The 15,390-nt window shown below is 35.1% G+C and carries 15 protein-coding genes and 2 pseudogenes; 6 read left to right on the top strand and 11 right to left on the bottom strand.

The features are described from left to right. Positions 1-37 precede the first annotated feature (37 nt). The 4 genes from ACIQ7T_RS11485 to ACIQ7T_RS11470 form a co-directional block, all read right to left on the bottom strand. The gene (locus tag ACIQ7T_RS11485; protein WP_370079469.1) at positions 38-628 is read right to left on the bottom strand and encodes a TetR/AcrR family transcriptional regulator; all 591 of its coding nucleotides are present in this window, start codon (positions 626-628) and stop codon (positions 38-40) included. Positions 629-776: 148 nt separating this feature from the next. Further along, entirely contained in the window at positions 777-1,202 is a 426-nt protein-coding gene (locus ACIQ7T_RS11480) for a GatB/YqeY domain-containing protein (protein WP_370079470.1), read from the bottom strand. Positions 1,203-1,373: 171 nt separating this feature from the next. After that, positions 1,374-1,643, bottom strand: a complete 270-nt coding sequence (locus ACIQ7T_RS11475) for a hypothetical protein (protein ID WP_370079471.1) — start codon at positions 1,641-1,643, stop codon at positions 1,374-1,376. Positions 1,644-1,903: 260 nt separating this feature from the next. Further along, entirely contained in the window at positions 1,904-2,662 is a 759-nt protein-coding gene (locus ACIQ7T_RS11470; RefSeq protein WP_370079472.1) for a formate/nitrite transporter family protein, read from the bottom strand. Positions 2,663-3,100: 438 nt separating this feature from the next. Between ACIQ7T_RS11470 and ACIQ7T_RS11465 the strand changes: the two genes are divergently transcribed. Further along, positions 3,101-4,096, top strand: coding sequence for a PLP-dependent cysteine synthase family protein (locus ACIQ7T_RS11465; protein WP_370079473.1), 996 nt, complete (start codon positions 3,101-3,103; stop codon positions 4,094-4,096). Positions 4,097-4,166: 70 nt separating this feature from the next. Here ACIQ7T_RS11465 and ACIQ7T_RS11460 read toward each other — a convergent pair whose 3' ends face one another. From ACIQ7T_RS11460 to ACIQ7T_RS11445, 4 genes are all read right to left on the bottom strand, one after another. Then, positions 4,167-5,171, bottom strand: a complete 1,005-nt coding sequence (locus ACIQ7T_RS11460) for a zinc-dependent alcohol dehydrogenase family protein (protein WP_370079474.1) — start codon at positions 5,169-5,171, stop codon at positions 4,167-4,169. A gap of 234 nt (positions 5,172-5,405) precedes the next feature. Further along, on the bottom strand, positions 5,406-6,089 hold the full coding sequence (locus ACIQ7T_RS11455; RefSeq protein WP_370079475.1) for a VOC family protein: 684 nt from the start codon (positions 6,087-6,089) through the stop codon (positions 5,406-5,408). Between the two features lie 85 nt (positions 6,090-6,174). Beyond that, complete coding sequence (locus tag ACIQ7T_RS11450) at positions 6,175-6,513, bottom strand: cupin domain-containing protein (RefSeq protein WP_370079476.1); 339 nt, start codon at positions 6,511-6,513, stop codon at positions 6,175-6,177. Between the two features lie 277 nt (positions 6,514-6,790). Further along, positions 6,791-7,543 (bottom strand): GNAT family N-acetyltransferase, encoded by a 753-nt coding sequence (locus tag ACIQ7T_RS11445; protein WP_370079477.1) that lies wholly within the window; start codon positions 7,541-7,543, stop codon positions 6,791-6,793. Between the two features lie 447 nt (positions 7,544-7,990). Here ACIQ7T_RS11445 and ACIQ7T_RS11440 point away from each other — a divergent pair, with 447 nt between their 5' ends. Together ACIQ7T_RS11440 and ACIQ7T_RS11435 are read left to right on the top strand one after the other, a co-directional pair. Continuing rightward, a complete protein-coding gene (locus ACIQ7T_RS11440; protein ID WP_370079478.1) occupies positions 7,991-8,860 on the top strand; it encodes a cation diffusion facilitator family transporter in 870 nt (289 codons plus the stop codon). 348 nt (positions 8,861-9,208) lie between these two features. Further along, positions 9,209-9,852 (top strand): annotated as a pseudogene (locus tag ACIQ7T_RS11435) (transposase); the annotation flags it as partial. 125 nt (positions 9,853-9,977) lie between these two features. On the opposite strand, the gene ACIQ7T_RS11430 reads toward ACIQ7T_RS11435, so the two are convergent. Continuing rightward, the gene (locus ACIQ7T_RS11430) at positions 9,978-10,472 is read right to left on the bottom strand and encodes a GNAT family N-acetyltransferase (RefSeq protein ID WP_402870436.1); all 495 of its coding nucleotides are present in this window, start codon (positions 10,470-10,472) and stop codon (positions 9,978-9,980) included. A 584-nt stretch (positions 10,473-11,056) separates the two neighbouring features. On the opposite strand from ACIQ7T_RS11430, the gene ACIQ7T_RS11425 reads away from it, so the two are divergent. The 3 genes from ACIQ7T_RS11425 to ACIQ7T_RS11415 all read left to right on the top strand — a co-directional run bounded on the left by ACIQ7T_RS11425 (position 11,057) and on the right by ACIQ7T_RS11415 (position 13,373). After that, positions 11,057-12,091, top strand: coding sequence for an ElyC/SanA/YdcF family protein (locus tag ACIQ7T_RS11425; protein WP_402870406.1), 1,035 nt, complete (start codon positions 11,057-11,059; stop codon positions 12,089-12,091). A 303-nt stretch (positions 12,092-12,394) separates the two neighbouring features. Beyond that, positions 12,395-12,919 (top strand): SpoIIIAH-like family protein, encoded by a 525-nt coding sequence (locus ACIQ7T_RS11420; RefSeq protein WP_370079480.1) that lies wholly within the window; start codon positions 12,395-12,397, stop codon positions 12,917-12,919. A 304-nt stretch (positions 12,920-13,223) separates the two neighbouring features. Next, positions 13,224-13,373 carry a YjcZ family sporulation protein gene (locus ACIQ7T_RS11415; protein ID WP_370079481.1) on the top strand — a complete coding sequence of 50 codons (150 nt, stop codon included), beginning with the start codon at positions 13,224-13,226 and terminating at the stop codon, positions 13,371-13,373. Between the two features lie 377 nt (positions 13,374-13,750). Here the strand turns inward: ACIQ7T_RS11415 and ACIQ7T_RS11410 are convergent, their stop codons facing one another. Both ACIQ7T_RS11410 and ACIQ7T_RS11405 read right to left on the bottom strand, forming a co-directional pair. Next, positions 13,751-15,130 (bottom strand): aminotransferase family protein, encoded by a 1,380-nt coding sequence (locus tag ACIQ7T_RS11410; RefSeq protein WP_402870401.1) that lies wholly within the window; start codon positions 15,128-15,130, stop codon positions 13,751-13,753. 68 nt (positions 15,131-15,198) lie between these two features. Continuing rightward, positions 15,199-15,390 (bottom strand): annotated as a pseudogene (locus ACIQ7T_RS11405) (alanine dehydrogenase); the annotation flags it as partial.

Below are 15,390 nucleotides of genomic sequence, written 5' to 3'. Positions count from 1 at the left end.
CTGGTCAAATAACTATTAAATGAAAGCTCTAGATTTTTTAACTAGAGCTACTTTCACTATGTGTTAAAGCTTTGATAAGAAATTTTGCATGTATATCCACTGCTTCTTTCGCTTCCTCATAATTTTTTACATAATGACGATAATGTGTAACAAATCCATGAAGAGCAATGAATGTAGAATGTATATCTGAAATCAGCAGTTCTGTCATTGATAAGGACTGTACAGCTTGTGCAAATTTTTCATAACTAACGTTCGCTGCCTCTTGCGAAAGCCCATCAATTTCACGATCTCTCATGATAAACATTAATTCATACTGGCTTTGATGATTTAAACCAAACGCCATATAGCCTACAAAAACATTTAGTAGTTTAGTGTTATGATCTTCAGGACCGTTCATATTTTCATCTAGAGTATTATTTAGTTCAGAAAAATAGTCACTTAATATTGCATAAAATATTTCTGCTTTATTTTTAAAATGATAGTAAATAGCCCCATGACTACAACCAAGCTCTTTAGCAATACTACGCATTGATACTTGGTGAAAATCCTTCGTGATAAATTGCTTATGAGCCTCATTTATAATCATTTCTTTCGTCAAATCTTTTGTTGACGGCTTACGTGGCGACATATTATCCTCCTTATTGACCGGTGGTTAATTAATAGTATATAGTTGTTTTCATTTTTTGGCAATAGTGACACTAACATGGAACAAAAAATGCAGGAGCTTAAAAAACAACCTCTTACTACTTCAGAGTAGGAGGTTGTTTCTAACGAATTTAAATTAGACCTTTTACAACTTTTGAAATAACAGCGCCTTCAGCCTGACCAGTTAACAAAGGTTTTGCAATTTTCATAGCGTCCCCCATGTTCATCCCTTTTACAATGCCAGCTGCCACAAGTTTTTCTGCAATTTCTTCTTCCGTTAATTGCTTCGGTAAAAATGATTTGAGAAGTGCTAATTTCGCTTCTTCTTTTTCAATTAAATCAGCTCGCCCTGCATTTTGAGCACCTTCTAACGCCTGATTTGTTTGCTTGACTTCACGATTTATAATAGCCATTTCCTCTTCAGATGATAAAGCTTCTCCCTTTTCCTTCTCAGCTAAATCTAGAGCGGATTTTAAAATTGATAATACGCCTTTTGCTAATACATTCTTTTCTCTCATTGCCTGTTTTAATTGTTCAAATACCTCAGTTTTTAACAATGTTTTCACTCCTTCATGACATTTATTATAACACAAAAAAATACCGTAACCTTAAGGGATACGGTAAACCAATTTAGGAAGTTATGTGGTGAGTTGAATGTGGGTTTAAGTTACTCATTGTGCTAGCACAGAGCCAATCCTGGAAGCAATTATGCCAAGATATACTTGCTACTATCTTACCTGTTTTAGCATAGATACTTCAGCTTTTGTCGTTAATAAATCCAGTGATAATATTTCAAATTTTGCATCTACAAGATCAATTTTTCGACTTAAATTTTGTTCAACTTTTTCTAACCTTGTTTCCACTGCTTCAATTTTTACATCTAATCTCTTTTCGGCCGCTTCAATCTGTTGCTGAAGATCTGATTTCATGTCTTGCATTTGCTTCGAAAGCTCTAAAATTGCTTGAAGAATCGTATGTTGGTTTACCTCTTGTTCCATTTTTGAATTCCTCCCCACTTTTATATTCATTCCATAATCTATTAACTTCACAGCATTAATCACATTTTCATAAATAAAAAAGGTAGAGTTACATTAGCAACTCTACCTGTCATTCTATCTATCATTTATTCCAAAGTCAAAATATTAATAGATGAAGTCAAGTATTCATCCGTTAATTTAATTGCAGGAGACCTTACAATCACTTTCAAATTGCCATTACCCAGGAAATGATACTAACTGCAATAGCAATATGTAATTTATTAGTCTCTACCATTTACCCAATATACAAAACCAATAACGGCTCCACCGATAATATTACCTAGTGTTACAGGTAATAAATTTGAAATGGCTCCAGCAAACGATACGAGTTCACCATGAGGTACTAAAAGAGCAAGTGAAAACAATGTCATATTTGCTATACAATGCTCAAATCCAATTGTAACAAAAGGGAAAATACAGCAGAAAATCATTACTAATTTTCCAATCTCCGTTTTTAATTTATAGGTACACCATACGGCCAAGCATACAAGCAAATTACATAAAATACCTCGACATAAAAGTTCAACGAAGCTACCACTCATCTTAGCTGTAGCCAGTTTTTCAATGTAAGCTGCTATGTCTCCACCTGCTAGCCCTGAGTAAAAAAATAATGCGGCTGCTAGAAGAGAACCAAAGAAGTTTCCTATGTAACTAAACGTCCAAATGCTCAACATCTCTAATGGTGATGATTTTTTTGATAGTGTACTAACCGTTAGCACTAGATTATCACCGGTAAATAAATTGGCCCCGGCCATCATGACCATACTAAGTGCCACACCAAATGCTAATCCTTGTACGATCTTCATACTCGGTACCCCAGCTGGACTTAATAAGCCTCCAATAGTAGTGATGAGCAAAATTCCAAATCCGATAAAAAGTCCACCAAAAATAGCTAACAATAAATAATTAGCAGGCTTTTGCTTCATCATGTTAATTTTTGTTTCAGCTGTTATACAAACTGAAGAAATTGTCTCTTTCATACTTTCATCTCCCAAACAACATCAAGCTAATTTTTAACGTTGATCTCAAGTAGTCATTCAGTCTCTACTCTAACCAACTTTTATACAAGGGTTCCATTTTAGCAAATATTATTCCAAAATATTATTAATTAGCAAATTTAAAGTAAATTCCTCCAAATTCACATATATTCATGCACTATTACTTTCTGAGAAGACATCAATTTGTGTTTTGGGCTACTCGCTTTTGCATAGAAGCATTGTCAATAATAATCCGTATTTCTCGTATTACTAAACCAAGAAAAAATTATTTTGTAGATTCGATTAATTATTTTTTTCTATTGCTACATTAAATACTTCTATTACTGATTTTATTGCTTATATGGATATATATTGATATGATTCCCTCAATCCCTACAAAACAAGTTTGTTAAGTAGGTTAAATTAAAGGGGTTGATTGGGATGGGTCAAATTGTAACTAATAAGATTAAACAATCTATTACAGAATTAATCGGACATACACCACTTTTAGCATTAAATCAGTATGTAAAAGAGCAACAGCTAGAAACCGAAATTATTGTAAAACTGGAGTATTTTAATCCTGCTAATAGTGTGAAAGACCGTGTTGCTAAAGCGATGATTGAGGATGCTGAAGCACGTGGTGTATTGACAAAGGATAAAACAATAATTGAAACAACTAGTGGCAATACTGGTATTGGTCTAGCAGCAATTGCGGCAGCAAAAGGCTATAAGCTTCGAATTTACATGCAGGATGGCGTAAGTGAAGAGCGTACAAAGGTAGTTAAGGCATACGGAACGGAGGTTGTACCATTTTCAGATGTCCCAGAAATGGTAGCTGCCTTTGAGGAAACTGATGGTGACTTTGTTGAAACGATTAAAGTATTTCGAGAAACAGTCGTTGAACAAGAAGAAAATGTTGTATTTTTAAATCAGCTTGATAATGATGCCAATCCAAATATTCATAAGTTAACAACTGGTCCTGAAGTCTGGGAGGATACAGACGGACAAATTGATATTTTTGTAGCAGCAATTGGCACAGGTGGTACGATCAGTGGTGCTGGTGCATATTTAAAATCTAAAAATCCAGATATTCAGATTATTGGTGTTGAGCCTGCTGTTAATTCCATTGCAACAGTTGATAATCCAGATATTATTGAAATCACAGGTGTTCACCGCTTCTCTGATGCTGACGAGGCTCGCGTACCATCGAATGTTCATTTAGAAATAATTGATGAAGTACTTGAGGTGGAAACTGCACAAGCTTATGAGGCGGCACGTGCTGTTGCGAAGTCAGATGGTCTATTAGTAGGTACTTCATCAGGTGCTGCTTTATTTGCAGCCACAGCCCTTGCAAAACGTCCAGAGAACAAAGGGAAACGGATTGTCGTTATCCTACCCGATACTGGTCTACGATATTTATCTACAGATTTATTTTAGAAACAAGCGCATCGAAGGATACGCAGTCGCTTAGACACCCTATAAAAAACGAAGGGTAAAATAAAATAAATTACCCTTCGTTCATATAACTTGTTAAAAAGATCTTTCCTTTTGAGGCTTTAGACGATTCAACGGCCGTTATCGCATTTTTAATGTCTAACAAATCATAATGAGAATCCACTGCCATCATTTTTAACTTACCACTATTAACTAGATCGATTAAGTTATGAAATGTACCTTGCCATCTTTCTATCGAGACTTGCTTGTTCCAATGACGTAAATGGAACATATTTGCCTTTACATTCGCCTCTTTAACGATTTTTTGCCAATTCACTTGTACACCTGATAAAAGACCAATAGCTAAAAAATTCCCTCCAGCTTTCAGACAGAAAGCAAGATCGTTGCCTGCTGTCCCCCCAATTGAATCAATAGCGGCATCAGCCCCATTGCCATTTGTTAGTTCCATTACTGTCTCATAGAGCGGTGCTACTGAAGTATCTATTACATAGGAAGCGCCAAGCTGAATTAAATCGTCAGTATGTCTATTATTTCTCGTAACCGCGATTAACTTGAACCCTAACAATTTTGCTAGCTGAGCAAATATGTGTCCAATTGCGGACCCGCAGGCATTCACTAATAAAACATCATTTGGCTGCAATTGTAATATGTCAGTACAAGTTACCCAAGCTGTCATTGGGTTGATATACATTTGCGCTGCGGTAAAATCATCAATTGAATCGGGAATGGGTACTGCGAATTCTGCGCTCGTTTTTACAATTTCCTGCCAAGTCCCTTCTCCTCGTAAAGGTAGAACACGTTTTCCGATAAGATTTTGAGAAACATACGGACCCACAGCTTCTACAATTCCGACCCCTTCATAGCCAGGAATAGTTGGTAAAGAAATTCGATGAGCATAACTCCCCCATATTGGTATTAAATCGGAAGGATTAATAGGTCGTGCCAACATTCGAACAAGGATTTCTTGTTCTTCAGGAGGTTTAATCGTCTTATTTTCAAACTTCAAAACCTCCCGAGGGCTTCCAAATTCATATAATTTAATGCTTTTTGCTTTCAAAAAATTAACTCCTTATGATTGATTAATAACATTTTTGCAACTACTCCAAAATGAAACCTTCAGAGGGCTTTCTTTATCCTCACCGATTATTAATTTTCACCAATCGAGATTTTATGAGCAGTTTTTCTCCCGCTTAATTTCTTTGCTATCGCGAATATTAAATATTCCCCTAATCACTTTTACTTTTTTTATTCAATGACAATTATAAGGAAATTTAATGGTCTGATGGTGTTTTTAAAGCTGTGAAATGGTAAATTCACCGTCTTCGGTCATACATAGTTGTAGGTTTTTATTAATTTCTATCTTAATAGGACTAACAATTGCTTTTTTGTTAGAAAAATACCAAACACGTTCACTTGGTCCTAAAAGTAAATTTGCTCCATCCTCATAATTCCCCATAAACGTGAGAGCATTTGAGCGAATTTCGTTATGATTCATTGGAGTTATACCGTATTCTTTTAAACTATCGGCTACTGAATAAATAGCATCCGTCGTTAAATTCATTTCGGCAATATTTAGTACACGCTCGGGTGAAAAAGACTCTACATCCTGTTTTGGATTTACTTCCTGTCTTGAAATGAGCTCAATAATATTTCCTTCTGGATCATAAAAATAACAAGAATGAGCCTTTAATTTATCAAAATATACTTCATCCTGTCCCTCTGAAAATAATAATTCTGCATATTCTTTTACCCAGTTTTTCGCTTGTTTAAATAAATTGCATGGAATATTTAACGCAAAATGATATTGCTTTTTAACTGAATACGGTATTTTTTCAAAAGTGATAATACTTTCGCCAACAGCTATATCAAAAAAATTATCTGCATTCTTTATTAATGTAAATCCTAAATAATTGCAGTAAAACTCCTTTATTTTATGTATATCATACACATATAGTTTCACCTTTGTAATCTTCATCGTAAAACATCTCCTTTGCAATTGTTAGCATTTACTATACTTACTAAAATAAATACATACCTCATGCAAAAGAATGAAAATTACTTTATAGTTGGATACGATCGCCCCTACTATTTGGTTGTGAAATGACTAAAAACTCTACCTCTTCCTCTGAATCATTACGCATCTGGTGCGGTTTAAGGGGCGGCACTTCAATTCCTTCATTCTTTTGTAACACAATTCGTTCTCCGCCGATATCCATTGTTGCTGTTCCAGATAGTACAAAGAAAAATTGTTGTGCATGATGGTGATAATGATTTACCTCTACTGTTTTAGCAGGCATACGCTCATGGATAATACTGAGATCATTATTCTTCACTAAATGCCAGCCATCACATTGTTCTCCCCATATATAATGTTCTGCATACTGTTTGCTAATTTTCAAAACTGATATCCCCTTCCTTTTATCTTGATTGTTATGGATATTTACCTAATATTTCTATAAAATATAAATAAGTATTTTAACTATCACGCAGTAAGGAGTGAGATTGTTGAATATCAAAAAACAATTGCTGGGCACTGCTCTCGGCTATATACTGGCATTATTAATTGCATACATCTTTTTCAATTATTTTTCCTGGTCGTTTACTCTAGGTTCTATTATAGGTATTTGTTTATTTGCTCTAATTTTAATGTTCATGAAAAGGAGATAAATCCCCTTTTCATAATGTATTTAATAATTTTTCGAACTTATTTGCACTCAGTATTTCATGTGTCATAAAATGACCATTGTAAAACAGTCCAAAGGTAGTCCATATGATAGGTGCATTCTGTGCTTCATCTTTCGTCCTTAGTTGATATGCATGAAAAGGAATGCCCCTTTTCTCTGCTAATTTTTTCAAATCATCTATAACGCCTACTGCAAACGGACATTGGGCAGTGAAGTATATCACAATACCATTATTATTAGATAAAGGATTTTTCACCTGCAGTTTAAAGGAAGGATCGTCGGCACAATCGTTAAATTTATAGACAGCTAGTTGAAAATAAGGTGCTGCTTGATCTACAATTTCAAATCCCAAATGTTCAAAAAAACGCTTATCACTTAGAAATGGAAGCTTTTTCTCCCCTATTATATGTACGATGCCATCCATTCCTTGCGCTAATGCATCTTCCTTACACTTTTCAAACAGTTGTCTAGCATGGTTTTGATTTTTGAATTTACCTGAAACCCATAGGCAATTAATATACATATAATTCGGTGCATCGATAGGAACCCAAGCTTGATTTGCCGGTAAATATTCAATAAACACTTTTGCCCGGTCGTTTAGACGATAAAAAACTAGCCCCTCATCCATACGGTTCATCAACCATTCTTTCTTTTCCTTTACCGCTTCCTCGTATTGCTTCGAACCGAGAGCGCAACATATATGCTCCTGTTCAATATTGTTTCTAGTAATTTGAATATAATCCACTTTACTAACCGCCTCTTTACTAACCCAATTTGGTACCACTATTTTATTATTATATCGAAGGTAGAAAATGGATAGCAATTCCTTTTCTTTTTTATTATCTATAATCTGGATTTCATGACAAAAAAGCGAACAATTGAAAATCTATATTGATATTTAATCCTAGGAATTAAACCACTTTAATTTCTTAAGTAAACTTATCGCATCTACACATAATATAGTCATTATTCTTCTCTCACTTTATTAGCATACGATTTTAACCCAAACACCTTAGCTAGTGCACTCATTTGGTTGTACGATTTTTATAAAAAAAGATGGTTATGTCTTTTTCCTTTATACAACTTTTTTTCACACTAGTTATTTAATCGGAGTTAGGAAAAAACGTTGCTATAGACCCACTCAAAGTTTACTTGGTATCATAGGTTTATATTTATCAGGAGGTGATTTCAGGTGAATTCATCAAAAATTGCATTTTTATCAGTTTTAAGTAATTCTACTGTGGTCATATTAAAAATTATCGTTGGATTGTTCACAGGATCAGTTGCAATTTTATCGGAGGCAATCCATTCACTTCTAGACTTACTCGCCTCTTTTATTGCCTTTCTCTCCGTACGAATTTCCAGTAAACCAGCGGATAAAGAGCACCCCTACGGACATGGAAAGGTTGAAAATATATCAGGGACAATTGAAACACTTTTAATTTTTGTTGCTGGAATTTGGATTATTTATGAATGTATTCATAAAATTATCACTCCTACACCAATCAAACTCCCAGTTCTAGGAATACTGGTCATGTTATTAGGCGCCTTAATTAATTTTTTTGTTTCAAGGATTGTTTATAGGACTGCAAAGAATACCAACTCCGTTGCCATGAAATCAAATGCACTACACCTACTTACAGATGTCTATACATCATTAGGTGTTGCCTTGAGTTTACTGATTGTCCATTTAACTGGTTGGTACATTTTAGATCCAATCATCGGAATAATATTAGCATGTTATATTATGATGGAAGCTTTCAAACTAATGAAAGAAACATTTCCTCCATTAATGGATGCCCGATTATCAAAGGAAGAGGAAGAACAAATTATTCAAATTATTGAATCATTTAAAGATGAATACATTGAGTATCACGATTTTCGAACTAGACGTTCTGGGGCGGAAGAATACATCGATTTCCATTTAGTCGTAGCATCAAATGAAAGCATTGAAACCGTTCATAATTTATGTGATCGTATTGAAGAAAAGATTAATACCCTATTTCATCAAGCCAATATTCTTATTCACTTAGAACCGGAGAATGAAAAAATAAATGAATGATTTGCAAATGCGAGGGCACTGAAAAAGTCCATATCTTCTCACATTGCGAGGTATTCAACGATTAAATCGTTGAATACCTCGCTTTTTTCATTTGGCACTGTGACTCTACTGTTGTTTTCCGAAGCATTCCGCTCGCTTTCCGCGGGCGAGCGCCGAGCCTCCTCCTACGCTTCGCTTCGTGCGGGGTCTCGTCTGTCTCGCTTTCCCGCAGGAGTCGAGCGATGCTTCTCCAAACAACGCAATGTATCATACTATTATTTTAGTCACGCTTTCCTTGTGAAGGATCAATTAGCTTACTGTAAGGGAGTCATTTCAGTCATTGAAAAGGAACCACAAATTGCACAAATATCGGCTGTCATTACAACAGATGAAAAAAGCGATGGGAAATATCTTCAAGAATTAATTGAAAAAAGCACACTAGCAGGTATGAAAATTATTACAGTTATTGGAGACGCAGCTTACTCTGAAAAGGCAAATATCGAATATGCTAAAGAAGAGAAAATCGCCCTTGTGGCAAAGTTGAATCCTATTCTTACACAAGGACCACGAAAAGAAGAAGACAAGTTTGAGTTTAATAAAGATGCTGGAATGTTTGTTTGTAAGGCCGGCCATCTCGCGACAAGAAAAGCATGTACGGGTAAAAAAGAACGAGTAAGAGTCAAAGTCAGACATATTATTTTGATATTGAAAAATGCAAAGTATGTTCAATGAGAGAGGGCTGTTATAAAGAAGGCGCAAAAAGTAAAACGTATTCTGTCACAATTAAGTCAGATACACATGCCGAACAAGAGGCATTTCAAAATACGGAAGCTTTTAAGCAATTAGCCGCAAATCGCTACAAAGTAGAAGCGAAGAATAGTGAATTAATAAACGGACACGGGTACGATACGGCATCGACAGCGGGTCTATTTGGCATGGAAATTCAAGGTGCTACAACGATATTCGCTGTCAATTTGAAACGGATATTAAAGCTACTAAACGAAAATGAATAAGGAATAGAGACAGAAATAAGGAACTTCCATCTAAAAAAAGTTGTAATTGTAATCACTTAATCCTCATTATGTCTTACAATTACAACTTATTCTTTTATACTAAATATTAATTACCAATTAGTATTCTAATAATTTTGTACTGAATATATATGATGAATTTTATTAAAAATAAACGACTCCTTCTCCATCGTAAAACCATTTTTTTCAGCCACTCGAATTGATGGTTCATTTTTAGGATCAATAATACTTATTAATTTTTCTTGTCCTAACTGTAAAAATCCATACTCTACACAACCTTTAGCCGCTTCAGTTGCATATCCTTTAGACCAATGTTTTTTATGAATATGGTAGCCTACTTCCACTTCAGTTTCTCCATCAACTATTTGTTTAACGAGTCCACAATCTCCAATTAATTCATTCGATTCTTTTAAATATACACCCCATAAACCAAAATCATCTTCTCGATATCTTTTTTTATTTTTTTCAATCCAATTTTTAGTTTGTTCTAAACTAAATGGTGATGGATAATATTTCATTGTTTCAGCATCTGAAAAAATTGAATAAAGGACAGAAATATCATCATCGTTTAGTTCTCGTAATTCTAACCTTTCTGTTTCCATAATTATCAATATAGTTCCCTCCTTGAATTGTTTTTTCTTTTAAAATTTCATAATTTTATCAAACTAACAAAAAATTAGCTTATCACCATAACGTGTGGTTGATTTCCGTTCCGACTGGGCGCTTTCCTGGGGGCGTCCGATGAGCCGCTTCGCTTCGCTGCAGGGTCTCATCTGTGACGCTAATCCCCAAGGAGTCGCCCAGTCTCCACTCCAATCAACTCTTTTCAATTTCGCAATAGCGTAATTGCTGCTATCACTTTGCTTTCGCACAGATAAATTGCCACAGAACGCGGCGTTCTTAGACTGGAGTTCCTCTATTTATTTGAACACCTATTGCAAAGACGAATTCATCTCACCCCTTTTGAGATAGGAGTTTTCTACTGAATGAAGATAAATAGCATACGTTTTAACAAATGTCATCCACAACTTTTGATGATGAGGCAATAATTATCTTGTGCAATTAACAATATTTTTTAAGGTTTATGTAAGGATTACGTAAAAAGGATGTAATTTCAAAAATCTATGCTAATATATAGAAGTTTAAAAATAAAACGATCAATACTATATAGGCGAGGTGTAGGTTTATGTATTTTTGGATTATTCCGCTTATCCTATTTTTTATTTTTTTGTATTCTTACTTGAAAGATCCCAGAAAGATTGTAAATGGCTTTTTATTTAATATTTTTTTCTGTTCATTTCTTTTATTTTGTACGATTATTTCATTAGCATCTGAAAACAATACTATAAAGCTTTTAGTTATTATTCCTTTAATAGCACTTTTCTTTATTATACCTTTTGGAATTGTAACTTTAATGTTCGGTCTATTTCTTAACGCAAGAATTTTAATGAAAAGAGAAGGAAGACGCTTAGCAAATTCCTTAACTTTAATTGTAGCTATTATTATTTTATTATTTATTGTCATGCCTATTATTAGTCCATCCAGTTTGTTATCTAATATATTTCAACCTATGTTTGGTGGAATATCGCTTATAATGTTTTATTTCTTGATTCATTTATCAAACTTTCTATCTGCATATTTCCTCTATCAGTTTAATAAACCAAAGTATAACCAAGATTTTATCATCGTACTAGGCAGTGGTTTAATTAACGATAAAGTACCACCACTTCTTGCCAGTAGAATTAATAAAGCTATTGATTTTTATCAGAAACAAGCAACGGTTACCACACCACCATCAATTATTTTCTCTGGAGGACAAGGTCCCGATGAAAATCTGCCTGAAGCGGAAGCGATGCAGAAATACGCTGTTGAAAAAGGCATTCCTCTTGAGCATACTATGCAAGAAAATCGTTCTGTAAACACCTATCAAAATATGTTATTTTCGAAACAAGTTATGGATACGTTAAAACCAGATGGTAAATACAACAGCATCTTTACAACAAATAATTTCCATCTTTTCCGTGCCGGTCTATACGCTAGACAAGCTGGTCTGAATAGCCAAGGTATCGGTTCAAAAACAGCATTTTATTATTGGCCCAACGCAATGGTTCGTGAATATGTTGCAATTGTTGTAATGGGGCGAAAAAGACATATGAAAGTTGTTGGGACAATCCTCGGAATTTCTCTACTCCTTTCTTTATTTGGCTTATTATTCTTATAGTTTGATGAAAAAAATAATCAACAAAAGGGTACTGAATCAAAAAATTATTCTAGTACCCTTTTATTAGTTGTTAGTATTCTTCCCCTGTAGCCAAACACGCAATACACTCGTTCATGACACCTATTTTAAATGCGAAGACGAAACTTAATTTTGATAATTTAAAGCGGCTTCGACAAATCGGATAGACAAAATGAGTTGTTTTCGTTTAACTGTCAGCATATTTATAAATAAATTTCTCATAAAACATACATTGAAAAGATGCTTAGTGGTGTTTAACCAAATTTATTGAGGGAGGGACAGTGAATGCACCTACAAAGTAAATCGTCTTGGTTACTTGCATTATTAACTCTAGTAGCGGTTATTTCAGTGTTTTATTTGTTGGATTCACCAAAACAATCCAAAGAGGATATTATCTTGTCTGTAGATGCAGATCAAAAAGCTGCAATACAGACTGTTACGAAGGAAGTATCTTCTTCTAGCCCTTTATTTGAAGAAACACGCCTACAAGTTAATAACGAAAGAAATCAACTTCGCCAAAAGTTAACGCAAAAAATAACGTCAAATGAGTATTTTGTTGAGGATCAAAATACAGCGTCTATGGAAATCGATACTCTCAATAAGGAAGAATCTACAGAGGCAATACTTGAGATGCAAATTAAATCATTAGGCTTTCCCGATGCTTTAGTAAGAATAGAAGGAGAAAACATTTCCGTAACAGTGGTGGCAAATAAATTATCAAAATCTCGAGCAAATGAGATTATTTATCTGGTTAAAAAAGAATGCGAGGATGCAAATGTGCAAGTAAAATTCGGTGCAAACAATTATTGAAAAATAGAAAAAAGGGGTCTTCATTTATTTACGAAAAACAGCGTCACGAAGGATTTTTTTAGTGGAAATACCGTTCTACCACCATCTGTGGAGAGCTTTGTAACGCTTCTCTTAAGTACATAAGAACCCCACTGCTTTAGCTGTGGGAGTAGTCAGTTCAATCCTAAGTGACCTTTTTTATTGTCTTATCCCACAAAAATATTACTAACTTGATTAATTTTTAATGCCTATTGTTGAATGGATGAATACCCCACTCCTTCTCAACAGCCTACATATTATATATTGTAGGAAGGAGGATTTTTTTATGGGATACTATGGAAACGCAGGTAATTTTAATTGTGGCTGTTATGGTGGCTATAGCCGTGGCCACGGTTCATCATTTACGCTGATTGTTGTTCTATTCATTCTTCTAATTATTATCGGCGCTACTTTCTTAAATAATGAAAACTGTTAGCATATCAATACAAAACTATCAGTCTTTCTCACCTCTTTAAAGGGTCGCTTCTTGCCTAGTGACCCTTTAATCGTTTCTTCCCTCATATTGTGCAGTTACTTTTTATCATCTATTGCATTAACATACGATGTTTACATGACCATTGCTGGCGTTCGGCTGTCGAATTACATTAATCTAGAATCGATTCTGTTCGTGGAGGGTCTTTCTCATACGAGGATATTCAAGGATCGGATCATGGGTAATAATAAATTACTGAATCATGTAAATCATTAAAATATATGAAAAAGGACACTTCCTATACTTAGGAAAAGCGTCCTATAATTGAATAACGATAGTAATTTACTATCAATAATCTTAATAGATTTTGCTAGCTTGAATTAAATCTGTTTTTCGAACATTTTAAGAGCCTCAGACATTCTGTAAATAATCTCTTCAACCTGTTGGCTTGTAATAATAAGCGGTGGAGCAAGAGCAACCGTATTTGTTCCCTTCCAATCGAAGTAACGCAATTGCAGCCCTAAGTCCATACATATATCTGTATACAGAGCTGCGGCATGTACCGACGGATCAAATGGGATGCCTTTTTCAGGATCTTTAACTAGCTCAATACCGGCAAGTAGACCGAGACCTCTTACATTCGTTATATGTTTATGATTGCTTTCGAGATACTTAAGTCCTTTTAATAATTCTTCACCACGAAGTCTACTATTCTCAACAATTTGATCTCTTTCTAATATCTCAAGTGTCTTTAAGCCAACCGCACAAGCCATTGGATGTCCACTATATGTGAATCCATGGAACATCATTTCATCTGATTGAATAAATGCTTCTCTTACATGCTCTCTCATAATTACGGCACCCAGGTGAGCGTAGCCACTTGAGATTCCTTTTGCAACACATAGAAGGTCCGGAACAATGTTCCAATTATCAACACCAAAGGTCTTTCCGGTTCTTCCAAACCCACAAATCACCTCATCTGCAATAAGCAAAATGTTGTGTTCGTCGCAAAGTTTGCGAACAGCTTGAAGGTATCCGTCAGGAGGAAATCTTACCCCGCCTGCGCCTTGGATTGGCTCCAGAATGACAGCAGCTATGGTGTCGGATCCTTCTGATTCAATTATTCCACGAATAGAACGCGAGTAATTTGGATCACTTTTGTCACCAAGTTCTGCATTCAAAACATGCGCTGCAGCTGTAAGGAAGTTCGGAGCATTGGAAGTCGTAAATTTGTTGAATCCCTCGATTCCGGTAGCACTTGTGGCTCCTACTGTAACTCCATGGAATGATTGTTCAAGAGAAATAATTTTAGTTTTCTCTGGCTGACCTTTTACTTTCCAATAAAAACGGGCTAGTTTAAACGCAGTATCATTAGATTCCGAGCCTCCCGATGTGAAGAAGCAAACATTCAAATCACCAGGTGCTAATGAAGCCACTTTCTGTGCTAAAAGGATAGCGGGCTCATTGGATTGTCCGCTGAATGAAGAGCTGTAAGAAAGTTTTAACATCTGCTGTTTTGCTACCTCAGCAAGCTCTTCATTCCCATAGCCAAGGTTTACATTCCAAAGCATCGAAACCCCATCAATACGCTCTTTCCCCTCTATGTCTTTCAGATAAATTCCTTTGCCTTCTTTAAAGATTGTTGAAGGCCCTGATAAATAATGAGCTCTTGGTGGTGTCGTTGGATGCAAATAATGTTTTTTATCCAGTTCTGATAATTCCAATTTGCTTAGGTTATTTCGCTTTGCAACGTATTGCATATTTTATTCCTCCTTTAATAGACAAATATAATTAAGCATCCCTAGGTATTTAATAATTAATTATCGATTTATGAAATTACCCTTTCACACTCTATCAGGCTCTCAATAAGGGTATATAAATAGCCATGAGCTTCGGCTACAGCTTTATATGTCACAAATCCCCCAATAACGTTAATTCCTTTAGCTAATGCTTGGCTTTCCAGAGCGGCTCCTTGATTTGCAATTTTCACACCATATGGGATTGTCACATTCGTTAGCGC

Source organism: Lysinibacillus sp. NPDC096212, from assembly GCF_044763105.1.
In the GTDB taxonomy this organism is placed as follows: domain Bacteria; phylum Bacillota; class Bacilli; order Bacillales_A; family Planococcaceae; genus Lysinibacillus.
The sequence above is the reverse complement of the archived record's forward strand: the minus strand, read 5'-3'. Positions and strand labels throughout refer to the sequence as shown.

What these genes read in the sequence shown, in the direction of transcription:
- ACIQ7T_RS11415 (WP_370079481.1), top strand. Translation starts at nt 13,224, where the DNA reads ATGGGATACTATGGAAACGCAGGTAATTTTAATTGTGGCTGTTATGGT.
- ACIQ7T_RS11475 (WP_370079471.1), bottom strand. Translation starts at nt 1,643, where the DNA reads ATGGAACAAGAGGTAAACCAACATACGATTCTTCAAGCAATTTTAGAG.
- ACIQ7T_RS11430 (WP_402870436.1), bottom strand. Translation starts at nt 10,472, where the DNA reads ATGGAAACAGAAAGGTTAGAATTACGAGAACTAAACGATGATGATATT.
- ACIQ7T_RS11420 (WP_370079480.1), top strand. Translation starts at nt 12,395, where the DNA reads ATGCACCTACAAAGTAAATCGTCTTGGTTACTTGCATTATTAACTCTA.
- ACIQ7T_RS11425 (WP_402870406.1), top strand. Translation starts at nt 11,057, where the DNA reads ATGTATTTTTGGATTATTCCGCTTATCCTATTTTTTATTTTTTTGTAT.
- ACIQ7T_RS11455 (WP_370079475.1), bottom strand. Translation starts at nt 6,089, where the DNA reads ATGAAGATTACAAAGGTGAAACTATATGTGTATGATATACATAAAATA.
- ACIQ7T_RS11485 (WP_370079469.1), bottom strand. Translation starts at nt 628, where the DNA reads ATGTCGCCACGTAAGCCGTCAACAAAAGATTTGACGAAAGAAATGATT.
- ACIQ7T_RS11410 (WP_402870401.1), bottom strand. Translation starts at nt 15,130, where the DNA reads ATGCAATACGTTGCAAAGCGAAATAACCTAAGCAAATTGGAATTATCA.
- ACIQ7T_RS11470 (WP_370079472.1), bottom strand. Translation starts at nt 2,662, where the DNA reads ATGAAAGAGACAATTTCTTCAGTTTGTATAACAGCTGAAACAAAAATT.
- ACIQ7T_RS11465 (WP_370079473.1), top strand. Translation starts at nt 3,101, where the DNA reads ATGGGTCAAATTGTAACTAATAAGATTAAACAATCTATTACAGAATTA.